At 69.3% G+C, this 14,069-nt stretch carries 9 protein-coding genes; 5 read left to right on the plus strand and 4 right to left on the minus strand.

The window, feature by feature from the left end; translation table 11 throughout:
* Window positions 1–350 precede the first annotated feature (350 nt).
* A complete protein-coding gene (gene putP / locus RA210_RS03240; RefSeq protein ID WP_201485373.1) occupies window positions 351–1,844 on the plus strand; it encodes a sodium/proline symporter PutP in 1,494 nt (497 codons plus the stop codon).
* Between the two features lie 168 nt (window positions 1,845–2,012).
* Window positions 2,013–2,237: a VF530 family DNA-binding protein gene (locus tag RA210_RS03245; protein WP_201485374.1), complete on the plus strand. Its 225-nt coding sequence runs from the start codon at window positions 2,013–2,015 to the stop codon at window positions 2,235–2,237.
* Here the strand turns inward: RA210_RS03245 and RA210_RS03250 are convergent, their stop codons facing one another.
* Together RA210_RS03250 and RA210_RS03255 are read right to left on the minus strand one after the other, a co-directional pair.
* Window positions 2,238–4,049: a gamma-glutamyltransferase family protein gene (locus RA210_RS03250; protein WP_201485420.1), complete on the minus strand. Its 1,812-nt coding sequence runs from the start codon at window positions 4,047–4,049 to the stop codon at window positions 2,238–2,240.
* A 10-nt stretch (window positions 4,050–4,059) separates the two neighbouring features.
* The gene (locus RA210_RS03255) at window positions 4,060–7,197 is read right to left on the minus strand and encodes a transglycosylase domain-containing protein (protein WP_201485375.1); all 3,138 of its coding nucleotides are present in this window, start codon (window positions 7,195–7,197) and stop codon (window positions 4,060–4,062) included.
* Window positions 7,198–7,362: 165 nt separating this feature from the next.
* On the opposite strand from RA210_RS03255, the gene RA210_RS03260 reads away from it, so the two are divergent.
* On the plus strand, window positions 7,363–8,271 hold the full coding sequence (locus tag RA210_RS03260; RefSeq protein WP_201485376.1) for a prenyltransferase: 909 nt from the start codon (window positions 7,363–7,365) through the stop codon (window positions 8,269–8,271).
* Between the two features lie 6 nt (window positions 8,272–8,277).
* Here RA210_RS03260 and metR read toward each other — a convergent pair whose 3' ends face one another.
* Window positions 8,278–9,198: a transcriptional regulator MetR gene (metR, locus tag RA210_RS03265; protein ID WP_201485377.1), complete on the minus strand. Its 921-nt coding sequence runs from the start codon at window positions 9,196–9,198 to the stop codon at window positions 8,278–8,280.
* 197 nt (window positions 9,199–9,395) lie between these two features.
* Between metR and metE the strand changes: the two genes are divergently transcribed.
* Window positions 9,396–11,699 carry a 5-methyltetrahydropteroyltriglutamate--homocysteine S-methyltransferase gene (metE, locus tag RA210_RS03270; RefSeq protein WP_201485378.1) on the plus strand — a complete coding sequence of 768 codons (2,304 nt, stop codon included), beginning with the start codon at window positions 9,396–9,398 and terminating at the stop codon, window positions 11,697–11,699.
* 131 nt (window positions 11,700–11,830) lie between these two features.
* Here the strand turns inward: metE and RA210_RS03275 are convergent, their stop codons facing one another.
* On the minus strand, window positions 11,831–12,646 hold the full coding sequence (locus RA210_RS03275) for a DNA-binding transcriptional regulator (RefSeq protein ID WP_201485379.1): 816 nt from the start codon (window positions 12,644–12,646) through the stop codon (window positions 11,831–11,833).
* Between the two features lie 429 nt (window positions 12,647–13,075).
* Here RA210_RS03275 and RA210_RS03280 point away from each other — a divergent pair, with 429 nt between their 5' ends.
* Window positions 13,076–14,014, plus strand: a complete 939-nt coding sequence (locus tag RA210_RS03280) for a 3-carboxyethylcatechol 2,3-dioxygenase (RefSeq protein WP_201485380.1) — start codon at window positions 13,076–13,078, stop codon at window positions 14,012–14,014.
* Window positions 14,015–14,069: the final 55 nt, after the last annotated feature.

Consider the following 14,069-nt stretch of genomic DNA (forward strand, 5'->3'; position numbering starts at 1 on the left):
ATTTGTGTGAAGCGCTGCAAAGCACATGGAAGATTAAACACGAAAAAATGCAAGGTGCAACCCGGTGAAACCTAGTGACCTATCAAGGCGACGAGCGTAGTGGTTGGTGGGGTGCGGAGTGTTACTTTTCTGCACTGCGGCGTGGCGAATCGGGAGGAAAATGCTACAAAAAGGAGCATTTGAGGGTTTTCTTCCGCTAACAGGTAAAAAAGAAAAACCTTTTGCCGGAAATTGGTTGCACCTTTTGCCGGGCTTTGCCTAGATTATCGCCATCGAAGGTGCAACCCGGTTGTTCAGGGTGGCAGTCGAACGAGTTACAGACCAATAACAACCGCATGGGATCCCCCCTCATGAGCATGACCAACCCGACCCTGATCACCTTCGTGATCTACATCGCGGCGATGGTGCTGATCGGTTTCATCGCCTATCGCTCCACCAACAACCTTTCCGACTACATCCTCGGCGGGCGCAGCCTCGGCAGCTTCGTCACCGCGCTGTCCGCCGGCGCCTCGGACATGAGCGGCTGGCTGCTCATGGGCCTGCCCGGCGCCGTCTACCTTTCCGGCCTGTCGGAGAGCTGGATCGCCATCGGCCTGATCATCGGCGCCTATCTCAACTGGCTGTTCGTCGCCGGCCGCCTGCGCGTGCAGACCGAGCACAACGGCAACGCCCTGACCCTGCCTGACTACTTCACCAACCGCTTCGAGGACAACAGCCGCGTGCTGCGCATCTTCTCCGCGGTGGTGATCCTGGTGTTCTTCACCATCTACTGCGCCTCCGGCGTGGTCGCCGGCGCGCGCCTGTTCGAGAGCACCTTCGGCATCTCCTACGAGACCGCGCTGTGGGCCGGCGCCGCCGCCACCATCGCCTACACCTTCGTCGGCGGCTTCCTCGCGGTGAGCTGGACCGACACCGTGCAGGCCAGCCTGATGATCTTCGCGCTGATCCTCACCCCGATCATCGTGATGGTCGCCACCGGCGGCATCGATCCGACCTTCGCCGCCATCGAGCTGAAGGACGCCACCAGCTTCGACATGCTCAAGGGCGCCAGCTTCATCGGCGTGATCTCGCTGATGGCCTGGGGCCTGGGCTACTTCGGCCAGCCGCACATCCTCGCGCGCTTCATGGCTGCCGACTCGGTCAAGTCGATCCCCAACGCCCGTCGCATCTCCATGGCCTGGATGATCTTCTGCCTGGCCGGCGCGGTGGCCGTGGGCTTCTTCGGCATCGCCTACTTCTCCGCCCATCCGGAGCTGGGCGTGGCGGTCAACGAGAACCCCGAGCGCGTGTTCATCGAACTGGCCAAGATCCTGTTCAACCCGTGGGTCGCCGGCGTGCTGCTCTCCGCCATCCTCGCCGCGGTGATGTCGACCCTCAGCTGCCAGCTGCTGGTCTGCTCCAGTGCCCTGACCGAGGACTTCTACAAGGCCTTCTTCCGCAAGGGCGCCAGCCAGACCGAACTGGTCTGGGTCGGCCGCGCCATGGTGCTGCTGGTCGCGGTGATCGCCATCGCCATCGCCTCCAACCCGGAGAGCAAGGTGCTCGGCCTGGTGTCCTACGCCTGGGCCGGTTTCGGCGCCGCCTTCGGCCCGGTGGTGATCTTCTCCCTGCTGTGGAAGGGCATGACCCGCAACGGCGCGCTGGCCGGCATGCTGCTCGGCGCGGTGACCGTGGTGCTGTGGAAGAACTTCTTCGGCTGGACCGGCCTGTACGAGATCATCCCGGGCTTCATCCTCTGCACCCTGGGCATCCTGATCTTCAGTCGCGTCGGCAACGCGCCGTCGGCCGCCATGCTCAAGCGCTTCGACGAGGCCGAGAAGGAATACCGCGACGCCCACATCTGATTAGCTAGCGGACCCGGCCGCTCCCCTCAGTGCGGCCGGAACCGTCAACCAGGCACGGACCCTGTCCGTGTTTTCAGCCCGCGTTATGGCAGACGCGGGCTTTTTTTATTTGGCCGCAAGGCCTCTGCAGCTATGCTGCGCGGCTCCTTTCCCCAGCACAGGCCGACCATGACCGATACCCCGAAGAATCCGCTGCACGGCGTCACCCTCGAAGCCCTGCTCACCGAGCTGGTGGCGCACTACGGCTGGGACGGCCTGGCCCAGCGCATCGACATCCGCTGCTTCAAGGCCAATCCCAGCATCAAGTCGAGCCTGACCTTCCTGCGCCGCACGCCCTGGGCGCGGGAGAAGGTCGAGGCGCTCTACGTGCGCCTGCGCCGGCAGAAGGGCTGATCACTCGCCCAGCACCACGCCCTCGCGGCGCGGATCGGCGCCGCCGAACCAGCCGCGGGCATTGCGCTGGATGGCCTGCAGGCCGCTGGGCAGCTCGCCTTCGCTGACCTGGTGGCCCCTGGCGCGCAGGGCGTCGAGGGTGGCCGGGGGGAAGCGCCCGGCCTCCAGCACGGTTGGACCGTTGAAGTTGGTGAAGTTGGGCAGGTCGATGGCGCGCTGGGCGTCTAGTTGCCACTGGTAGAGGCCGAGCAGGGTCTTGGCGTTGAAGTGGATGATCCCCGCGCCACCCGGTGCGCCCAGGCTGGCCAGCAGTCGGCCGCCTTTCGCGTCGAACACCAGGGTCGGGCTCATGCTCGAGCGCGGGCGCTTGCCCGGCTCGACCCGGTTGGCCACCGGCCGGCCCTGGTCGTCGCGCGGGGCGAGGGCGAAGTCGGTGAGCTGGTTGTTGAGCAGGAAGCCGCCGGGCAGGCCGCTGCCGCCGTCGCTGAGCAGGCGCGCGCCGAAGGCCTGTTCGATGCTGCTGGTCATCGCCAGCGCGTTGCCGCGGGCGTCGACGATGCTGATGTGGCTGGTGCCGTACTCCTCCTGATCCGCCTGCGGCGCCCAGGCCAGCGGCGCGCCGCCGGGCACGCCGTGGCTGGCGTTGGCCATGCTGCGCTCGCCGATCAGGCTGGCGCGCTGCTTGAGGTAGGCGGGGGCCAGCAGGCTGCGCCAGTCGCCGGCCGGCGGCGCGACGAAGTCGGGGTCGGCGAGGTACTGGGCGCGGTCGGCGAAGGCCAGCTTGGCCGCCTCGCTGTAGCGGTGCAGGAATTCGGCAGAGGGGCGGCCGTCTTCCAGCGGCGGAACGGGCTTCGGCAACTGTTCGAGCAGGCCGAGGATCTGCATCTGGGTGATCAGCCCGGAGGAGGGCGGCGGAAAGCCGCACACCCGGTACTGCGCCAGCCACAGCTGGCACAGCGCCTCGCGGCGCAGCGGCCGGTAGCCCTGCAGGTCGGCCAGTTGCAGGCGGCCGGGGTTGCCGGGATGCTGGCGCACCCGCCGGACGATGTCGCGGGCGACCGCCCCCCGGTAGAAGGCCGCGCTGCCGTCGCGGGCGATGTCGCGCAGCACCGCCGCCAGTGCCGGATTGCGCAGGACGTGACCGACCGGCAGCGGCGAGCCGTCGGCCCGGTAGTAGAAGGCTGCCGCGGCCGGATCGCGGCGCAGGTGCGCGTCGGCGGCGAGCAACTGGTGCAGACGCGGGCTGACCGCGAAGCCCTGCTCGGCCAGCTCGATGGCCGGCGCGAACAGGGTTGCCCAGGGCAGGCGGCCATGGGCGCGGTGCGCCGCCTCGAGCATCTTCAGTACGCCGGGCACGCCCACCGCGCGGCCGCCGACCACCGCCTCCATGAAGGCCATCGGCCGGCCCTCGGCGGTGAGGAACAGCGCCTCGTCGGCGGCCTGCGGGGCGGTCTCGCGGCCGTCCCAGGCGTCCAGCCGCTGGCCGTCCCAGTGCAGCAGGAAGGCGCCGCCGCCCAGGCCGCTGGACTGCGGCTCGACCAGGCCGAGCACCATCTGCACGGCGATCGCCGCGTCCAGCGCACTGCCGCCGGCGGCGAGGATCTGCCGGCCGGCTTCGGCAGCCAGCGGGTTGGCGGCGGCCACCGCCTGGCGCTGCAGCTGCCAGCCCGGCTTGGCCTGCCAGCCGCTGGCCGCCTCCGGCTGGGACGGGCGGGGCAAGGGTTCGGGGCTCGGCTGGTGGGTGCAGGCTGCGACGAGCAGGCCGAGGCTCAGGCCGAGCGCGCGGCGCAGCCCGGGAAGGCTGGGGATCACGGAGGCTTCCTTATCGGTGGTTCTGCAGGGCGTGCAGGCGCGGTTCGACGCTGGCCTCTCGCTCCGGTGCGTGGCAGGCGGTGGCCTCGGCCAGCAGGTAGGGCTGCAGCAGCGGCAGCATGCCCTTGAGGGCCTGCACCGGCAGCGCCGAGGTGAAGCGGAAGCGCGCGGACTTCTCGCCGGCGACATAGGCGGTGAGGGTACCGAAGTGGCGCGGGCCGAGGAAGAACACGAAGGTGGCGGTGCGGTTGCGTGCCGTCGAGCTGGTCACCCAGCCGCTGCGCGTCACCGTCTCGATGCGGTTGTCGCCGGTGCCGGTCTTGCCGCCGAGCACCATCGGCTGGCCATCCTGCTGTTGCAGCACGCCCTTGAGCCGGCGAGCGGTGCCGTTCTCCACCACGTCGGCGAGTGCGCTGCGCAGGGCGGCGGCCACTTCCGGACGCATCACCCGTTCGCCGCTGGTCTGCTGGCGCTCCATGCGGGTCTCGTAGGGCGTGGCGATGGCGAAGTCGAGGTTGTCAATGCGCACGGTCGGCAGGCGCATGCCGTCGTTCTGGATGATGCCCATCAGTTCGGCCAGCGCCGCCGGGCGGTCGCCCGAGCTGCCCAGCGCGCTGGCCAGCGACGGCACCATGTGGTCGAACGGGAAGCCGAGCCTGGCCCAGCGCTGGTGCAGGTCGGTGAACGCCTCGACCTCAATCATGGTGCGCATGCGGCTGTCGCGGGCGCTGCGGTGGCGGCTCTTGAACAGCCAGCCATAGACCTCCTGGCGCTCGTCGCGGCTGGCGGCGACCACCTCGTCGAACTTGGCCTGCGGGTTCTGCATGCGATAGCTGATCAGCCACAGCTCCAGCGGGTGCACCCGGGCGATGTAGCCCTGGTCCGGCAGGTTGAAGGCGTCCGGACCGTAGCGGTAGTACTGTTCCTCGAGTTTCTTCGGCGGCGGCATCTGCTTGCCGAGGTGGGTCTTCATCACCTGGCGGAACTCCTCCAGGCTGGCGTCGGGATAGAGATAGCGGTGGATCGCGGCCAGGCGCGACGGGTACAGGCTGAGCCCCTCGATCAGGGTGTCGAACATCTCCTGGGGCGCCTTGTCGCGATACTTGCGCCAGAAGCGCAGCAGGAACACCGTGCCCTCCTTGTCGGCGAAGCGGGTCAGGTATTCCTGGCGCGGCGGGTACTGGTCGTTGGTGAGCATCTGCACGCTGTTGGGCATCTGGTAGGTGCTGTAGCGCACCACGTCGCGCAGGATGCGCACGAATGGCAGGTTGAGCGACTCGCGCAGCGATTCGCGCACCGAGGCCATGCGGCCGTTGTCCTCCTTGCGGAAGTTGCTGAAGGTGTGGGCGCCACCGCCGGTGAAGAAGGTCTCGCCGGGGCTGGCCGAGTACTTGCGATCCAGCGCGGCGTCGAGCATCTGCGTCAGGCTGGCCTGCGGGTTGGCGCGCAGCCAGTCCAGCGCCCAGCGGCTGAGGTTGTCGCGCTCGTTGGCTTCCTGGTACAGCCGGCGCAGCTCGGCTGGCGTCTTGCCGGAGTGCTTCTGATGCAGTTCGGAGACCATCTCCAGGTAGGTGGCGAGCACCCGCAGCTTGGCGGTGGAGCCCAGCTCCAGCTTGCTGCCCTCGTTGATGTCGAACGGCTGGCCGGTGGTGTCGGTCTGCACGCGCACGCGGTTGCCGTTGGCACTGCGCTCGAACAGGGTGAAGCTGTAGCGCACGTCGGCGGTCAGTTCGGGGCTGAGCAGGCGCTCGCCGAACAGTCCGACCTGCTCGGCGACGGCCGGGTCGGCGAGTTTCTCGAGGTAGTCGCTGACCGCTTGCTGCAGCGGCTGATTCAGGGTGGCGTCGACCGACAGGTCGAGGCGGTCGAGGTCGTACAGCGGCAGGCCGAGGCTGCGCACCAGGCGCGTGCGGATGGCGTTGATGCCCTTGTCCGAGGCCACCGGCGGCAGCGCCGGGTCGGTGGCCGGATTGCGGAAGCTCAGCTGCTGGCCCAGCGCGGCATCGCGCAGCGCCGGGGTGATCACCCCGGCGCCGGCCAGCACGCGCAGGTGGCTGTCGGTCAGCTCGGCCAGTTCGGCGCGGCCGTCGGTGAGGTACCAGGATGGCCGGCGCTGGGCGATCATCAGGGCCAGTACCTGGCGCAGGGCCAGACCCTGTTCGGCGAGGCTGACGTCCTCGCCGCCGGCCAGTGCGCGGTTGGCCTGGGCAAAGTCGGCGCCGAACCAGACCCACAGCCCGTCGCCCAGCCCGTGCACCTCGCCGTAGCCGGCGGCGGCGGACAGCGGCACGCTGTTGATGTAGTCGTGGACGATCTGCCGGCGCAGCGGCAGGGTCGAGCTGCCGTTGCGGTAGGCGCGGATGCTCGCCGAGAGCATCTGGCGCAGTTTCTCCGGCGCGTTGGGCGTGCGCCCTTCCGGCGAGTGGCGGAACTTCTCGATCTGCGTGGCCAGGGTGCTGCCGCCGGCGCTGTCGGTGTCGGCATGCAGCCGGCTGGCCAACTGGGTCCAGGCCGCCATGGCGAAGCGCGGCCAGTCCACCGCCGGGTTCTGCTGCGGCTGGTCGGTATCGAGCAGGTGGCGGTTCTCGATGAACAGCAGGCTGGCCACCGCCAGCGGCGGGATGTCGCGGAAGCGGTCATAGTGGCGCTGCGGGTGGCGGAAGCCGAACATCGGCTGGCCGCGGCAGTCGGTGATGTCCAGCCCGGCGTGGGTCTTCTCGCGGTAGGGCGGGTACAGGCCGCGGTCGGTGTAGTCCAGCAGCGCCGGCGAGAAGCGTGCCTGGCGCTCCACCACGAAGCCCTGGGCGCTCAGGCGGCGGATGAACTCGGGCAGGCCGACGTAGCCCAGGCGCTGGTCGAAGGGGCCTTGCGAGGGAAAGCGGATGGCGTCGCTGGGGCCGGGCTCGACCTGATACTTGAGCCGCGCCGACCAGTCGCCGAGCAGGCGCGCCTGCCATTCGGAGGTGCGCGCCTCGCGCGCCGCCAGCCAGCCGATACCCACAGCCGCGGCCAGCAGCAGCACGGAAAAGCCTGCGCGTACGCGCCAGATGCGGCGTCTGCTCGCCGCCGGGGCCCGGTAACGCTGAGGCGGCGCCACCGCGTCTGCAACTTCAGCAACTGCGGATGAGGACTGCTCGGGGGCACCCATGGCGGTACTGTCCGTGAAGAGGTTATATCGCGTACGAGCAAAAGCTTAGTCGCATTCGCCACCATGCGCCTGCGAGGTGCGGCACAGCACGCTATGATGCCGGCCTTCGGGCATCCCGGGCGGCCTCGCCTGGCCGGGAGCCTATCGACCGACAGGAGGGCAGGGATGGCAGGCAGGTGGGACTGGCTGGGGGTGATTCGCGGGCGCTTCCTGGTCCTGGCGCTGACCTGCGTGGCCCTCGGCATCGCCGTGGCGCTGCAGTCGCGCGCGCTGGATGGCGCCTTCGTCGCCGACGCGCTGCTGGTGCTGCTCGGCGCCCTGGCCGCGCATGCCGCGGTCAACGCGCTCAACGAGTACGGCGACTACCGCAGCGGCCTCGACCTGCGCACCGAGCGCACGCCGTTCAGCGGCGGCAGCGGCACCCTGGTCGCCGCTCCGCAACATCTGGGCCGAGCGCTGGGCCTCGGCCTCGGCGGCGTGGCGCTCACCGCCGCCATCGGCCTGTACTTCCTGCTGCGCCAGCCGGCGCTGCTCTGGCAGCTGGCGCCGCTCGGTGCCGCAGGCCTGCTGCTGGTGGTCGCCTACACGCCCTGGCTGACCCGCCGGCCCTGGCTGTGCCTGCTGGCGCCGGGCCTGGGCTTCGGCCCGCTGATGGTGCTCGGCACCCAGAGCGTCCTCGCCGGACAGCTCAGCACGAGCGCCGCGCTGCTCGCGCTGGTGCCGTTCGGCCTGTGCAACAACCTGCTGCTGCTCAACCAGTTCCCCGACATCGACGCCGACCGCAGTGTCGGCCGCCTGACCCTGCCGATGCTGCTCGGCCGGGAGCGCGCGGTCGGCGTGCTCGGTGCGCAGTGGCTGCTGGCCTTCGCCGGCCTGCTGCTGTTCGTCCTCGCCGGCTGGGTGCCGGCCGGCGCCGCCCTCGGCCTGCTCGGCGCCCTGCCGGCGCTGCGCGCCTGGCGCCTGTTGCGCCGCGATGGCGAGTCCCCGGACAGCCTGCTGCCGGCGATGGGGCTGAACGTGGCGGTCAGCGTGGCGACGCCGCTGCTGATGGCGGTGGGGATGCTGGCCTTCTGATCCGCCTCAGCCCCGCGCCGCACTCACCCCCTCGAGGGTGGCGAACGAGGTGTCCTTGGCGGTGAGGAGGAAGTCTCGCATGAACGGCGCATCCAGCATGTCGGCGCGGATGCCGGCGTAGAGGGTGGCGTACAGGCCCTTTTCGCCGAGCTTCTTCGCCGTCACGTAGCCGCGCGAGCTGTACTCGTGCAGCGCCCAGTTGGGCAGGCAGCACACGCCGCGGCCGCTGGCCACCAGCTGCAGCATCATCACCGTCAGCTCGGCGGTGCGCAGTCCGGCCGGCTCGACGTCGGCGGGGTCGAGGAAGCGGGTGAAGATGTCCAGGCGGTCGCGCTCCACCGGGTAGTGGATCAGCGTCTCGTCGGCCAGGTCCTCCGCGGTGACATACGGCTTGCCCGCCAGCGGGTGCTGGTTGGCCACCGCCAGCTGCGCCTCGTAGGTGAACAGCGGCACGTAGGTGATGCCGGCCAGCTCCACCGGGTCGGAGGTCACCACCAGGTCGAGGTCGCCGCGCGCCAGCGCCGGCAGCGGGGCGAAGGAGAAGCCCGAAGCGAGGTCGAGCTCCACCTCCGGCCAGGCGTCGCGGAACTGGTCGATGGTCGGCATCAGCCACTGGAAGCAGCTGTGGCACTCGATGGCCATGTGCAGCCTTCCGGCGGTGCCGCCGGCGAGACGCGCCAGGTCGCGTTCGGCGCTGCGCAGCTGCGGCAGCACCGCGTCGGCCAGCTGCAGCAGGCGCAGGCCGGCGCTGGTGAAGCGCACCGGCTTGGTCTTGCGCACGAACAGCGGCAGGCCGAGGCGCTCCTCCAGCTCCTTGAACTGGTGGGAGAGGGCGGACTGGGTCAGGTGCAGGCGCTCGGCGGCCTCCACCAGGCTGTCGGATTCGCGCAGGGCGTGCAGGGTCTTCAGGTGGCGCAGTTCGATCATGGCGGCCTCGGCGGGGTGGGAGGTGCGTACGGCGCACCCTACAGGGTGGCGGCGTTGGGCGTAGGGTGCACCATGCGCACCAGTCTGACCTGTGTGTGTCGTGAGTAAAATTGTAGATCATCACGAATATATTGAGTTTGTCTCATGTGGTGGCGGCTGTCGACAATGACCGCCATCACCAACACGGAGACAGACAAATGGCATTGGCGCACACCCTCGGCTTCCCGCGTATCGGCCGCGACCGCGAGCTGAAGAAGGCCCTAGAGGCCTACTGGAAGGGCGAGCTGGACGAGGCCGGGCTGCGCGCGGTGGGCCGCCAGCTGCGCGCCGCGCACTGGCAGCTGCAGCAGGAGGCCGGCATCGAGCTGCTGCCGGTCGGCGACTTCGCCTGGTACGACCAGGTGCTCAACCACTCCTTGATGTTCGGCGTGGTGCCCGAGCGCTTCCGTGGCGCCGACGGCCGCGTCACCCTCGACACCCTGTTCGCCATGGCCCGCGGCGCCAGCGGCGGCTGCTGCGGGGGTGGCGGTGCGCAGGCGCTGGAGATGACCAAGTGGTTCGACACCAACTACCACTACCTGGTCCCCGAGTTCAGCCGCGACCAGCAGTTCCGCCTGAGCTGGGATCAGCTGTTCGAGGAGGTCGCCGAGGCCCGTGAACTGGGCCATGCGGTCAAGCCGGTGCTGATCGGCCCGCTGACCTACCTGTGGCTGGGCAAGGTGCGCGGCGACGAGTTCGACAAGCTGGAACTGCTCGAGCGCCTGCTGCCGGTGTACGGCGAGGTGCTCGGCCGCCTGGCCGGCCTCGGTGTCGACTGGGTGCAGATCGACGAGCCGATCCTCGGCCTCGACCTGCCGCAGGACTGGAAGAGCGCCTTCGAGCGCGCCTACAACCTGCTGCAGGCGCCGACTCCGCAGAAGCTGCTGACCACCTACTTCGCCGGCCTGGAGGACAACCTGGGGCTGGCCGCCAACCTGCCGGTGGCCGGCCTGCACCTCGACCTGGTGCGCGCGCCCGAGCAGTTCCCGGCGATCCTCGACCGCCTGCCGGCATACAAGGTGCTGTCGCTGGGCGTGGTCAACGGCCGCAACGTGTGGCGCTGCGACCTGGAGCAGGCCCTGGACGTGCTGCGCGAGGCGCAGGCGCGGGTGGGCGAGCGCCTGTGGGTGGCGCCGTCCTGCTCGTTGCTGCACAGTCCGGTGGATCTGAACCGCGAGGACCGCCTGGACGCCGAGCTGAAGGGCTGGCTGGCCTTCGCCGTGCAGAAGTGCGAGGAGGTGGCGCTGCTGGCCCGCGCCCTGAACCATCCCGAGGATGCCCTGATGCAGGCCGCGCTGGCCGACAGCCGCGCGGTTCAGCAGGCGCGTGCCCAGTCGCCGCGCATCCACGATCCGGCGGTGCAGGCGCGTCTGGCCCGGGTGGTGCCGGCCGACAGCCGCCGCGCCAGCCCGTTCGCCGAGCGCATCGTCGTTCAGCGCGAACGCCTCGACCTGCCGGCGTTCCCGACCACCACCATCGGCTCCTTCCCGCAGACCGCAGCGATCCGTCTGGCGCGCCAGTCGTACAAGCTGGGCAAGCTCGGCGAGGCCGACTACACCGAGGCCATGCAGGCCGAGATCCGCCATGCGGTGAGCGTGCAGGAGAAGCTGGGGCTGGACGTGCTGGTGCACGGCGAGGCCGAGCGCAACGACATGGTCGAGTACTTCGCCGAGCAGCTCGACGGCTACGCCTTCACCCGCTTCGGCTGGGTGCAGAGCTACGGCTCGCGCTGCGTCAAGCCGGCGATCATCTATGGCGACCTGAGCCGGCCGCGGCCGATGACCGTGGAGTGGATACGCTACGCGCAGAACCTCACCGCCAAGCCGATGAAGGGCATGCTGACCGGGCCGGTGACCATGCTGATGTGGTCGTTCCCGCGCGAGGACGTCAGCCGCGAGGAGCAGGCGCGCCAGCTGGCGCTGGCGATCCGCGACGAGGTGCAGGACCTGGAGGCGGCCGGCATCAGGATCATCCAGATCGACGAGGCGGCGTTCCGCGAGGGCCTGCCGCTGCGCCGCGGAGCCTGGCAGCACTATCTGGACTGGGCGGTGGAGGCCTTCCGCCTGTGCGCCAGCGGCGTGGATGACGCCACGCAGATCCACACCCACATGTGCTACAGCGAGTTCAACGACGTGATCGAGGCCATCGCCGCGATGGACGCCGACGTGATCACCATCGAGACCTCGCGCTCGCAGATGGAGCTGCTGGAGGCCTTCGAGGCGTTCGAGTACCCCAACGAGATCGGCCCGGGCGTCTACGACATCCACTCGCCGCGGGTGCCGAGCGTGGCGGAGATGGTCGCGCTGCTGGAGAAGGCGGCGGAGCGCATTCCTGCCGAGCGGCTGTGGGTCAACCCCGACTGCGGCCTGAAGACCCGCGGCTGGGCGGAGACTCTCAGGGCGCTGGAGCACATGGTCAGTGCGGCGCGCCAGCTGCGCGGCAAGGCACGGGCGGCGGCGTAGGAGCCGACTCGATCGTTCCCACGCTCCGGCGTGGGAACGCCATGCCGGGCGCTCCTGCGCCCCGGTCGATCACGACAGTCCCGCGCGCCGGCTGATGGTGGACAACGCTGCGTGGTTGTCCACCCGACGCCTCACGACAGCACCGGCCCGGCCTGCTCGCGTTCGCGGATGCCCTGCTCGATGGTGGCGGCGACCCGCTGCAGCGCCGGCAGGTAGCGCTGGGCGGCCTGCTCGATGGTCATCGCCTTGAGCACGTAGACCAGGTTGAGGCAGCCGTAGACCCGCTGTTCGCCGCAGATCGGCACGGCGATGGAGGCGATGCGCTCCTCGGTGTTCCAGCTGCCGAAGTTCTCGCCGTAGCCGCGGTGGCGGGTGCGGCGCAGCAGGTTGTCCAGCGCCAGCGGGTTGCGCGCCAGGTGGCTCTCCTCGTCGTCGCGCTTGGCCAGCAGCTCGACGATGCGCTCGCGCTCGGCGTCCGGGCAGAACGCCAGGTAGGCCAGGCCGGTGGCGGTGATCAGCATCGGCAGGCGACGGCCGACCATCGAGCGGTGGAACGACAGGCGGCTGAAGCGGTGGGTGGTCTCGCGCACCACCATGGCGTCGACGTCCAGGGTGCACAGGTCGGTTGGCCAGTGCACCTCCTGCAGCAGTTCGGCCAGCAGCGGCGCGCCCAGCTCGGAAATCCACTGCTCGTCGCGGAAGCCCTCGCTCAGTTCGCGCACCTTGAGGTTGAGGCGGAAGCTGTCGTCCGACTCGCTGCGCCGCACGTAGCCCTCGTCCTGCAGGGTCTCCAGCAGCCGGCGCACGGTGGTGCGGTGCAGGCCGGTCAGCTCGGCCAGTTTCGCCGGGCTGGCGCCGCCGTCCACCCGGTTGAGGGCGTTGAGGATCTGCAGGCCGCGGGTCAGGCCGCGGACGGTCTTGTATTCGGTTTCGCGGGTGCTGCTCATCGTGCGCTTACCAGGAGGCCGGTCCGGTTTGCCGATATTCAACCACGCCGGCTGCTTGCCGGCCCAGCGTCCGGGCGCGCCGCGCCGGCGGATTTCCCCAGCCAGAAAAGGGTTTTTGCGCCGCTGGCAGGCGCCGTGGCCCGGGCCGTACCCCCCGAAATCTCCAGTCGATTCGTGAAAAATCCTTTAAAAACAATGACGTGCACATAGTGCACGAAAGGGCAGATAGTTTTTTTCCTTCCCGAAGCCTGCCCCTAGAATGGCCAGCGTCCGCTCTGAACAAAAAACAACCAGGGGATGAGCCGGGCTGCTGGCGTGTGCAAGGCACCGCCGCGACGCTGCGCCAGAGGTCGAGCCAAGGCGCATTCCCTGACACGACACGCCTGGCCGACAGAGCCGCCGTTCGTCTCTCCAGGTTTCGGAGGTTTCATGACTGTACAACTCAAATGCCTGTCGCATACCCCCCTGCGCGGTCTGAATGACCCGGGTGCCGAGGTCGTCGCTGAAGTCGATGCGGTGACCGCCAAGCTGCGCGCCGAGGTCGAGGCCTTCGATCCCGAGCTGATCGTGATCTTCGCCCCGGATCACTACAACGGGCTGTTCTACGACCTGATGCCTCCGTTCGTGATCGCCACCGCCGCCGAAGGCGTGGGCGACTATCAGAGCCTCGCCGGTCCGCTGTCGATCCCGCGCGATCTGACCATGCAGCTGACCCGCTTCATCCTCGACAACGACGTGGACATCGCCCTGTCGCACCGCCTGCAGGTCGACCACGGCTGCACCCAGACCCTCGAGGAAATGACCGGCGCCATCGACCGCTACCCGGTGATCCCGATCATCGTCAACTCGGTGGCCCCGCCGTTCGCCCCCTACCGTCGCGTGCGCAAGCTCGGTGAGGTGGTCGGCCGTTTCCTCGCCACGCTGAACAAGCGGGTGCTGATCCTCGGCACCGGCGGTCTGTCCCACGAGCCGCCGGTCCCGCTGCTGGACAGCGCCCCGGAGGCCATCGCCGAGTTCCTCATCGCCGGGCGCAACCCGACGCCGGAAGCGCGCGCCGCCCGCCAGGAGCGCACCATCGCCGCCGGCAAGATCTACGGCACCGAACTGTCGGCGCAGACCCCGCTGAACGCCGAGTGGGACCTCGCTTTCGTCGACCTGCTGCTCAGTGGCCGCCTCGACGAAATCGACGAATTCAAGATCGAGGAGATCTCCAAGGCCGCCGGCCGTTCGGCCCACGAGGTGCGCACCTGGGTCGCCGCCTTCAGCGCACTGGCCGCCACCGGTGCCTACACCGCCCGCCTGGACTACTACCGGGCGATCAACGAATGGATTGCCGGTTATGGCGTGGTGAGCGCCGAGCAGGCCTGACCCGCGGGTCAACGCCATCCACAACAAGAGTGCGTCAGCCGCGGTGCGTGCCGCG

The organism is Pseudomonas sp. OF001, assembly GCF_904426495.1.
GTDB lineage: Bacteria > Pseudomonadota > Gammaproteobacteria > Pseudomonadales > Pseudomonadaceae > Geopseudomonas.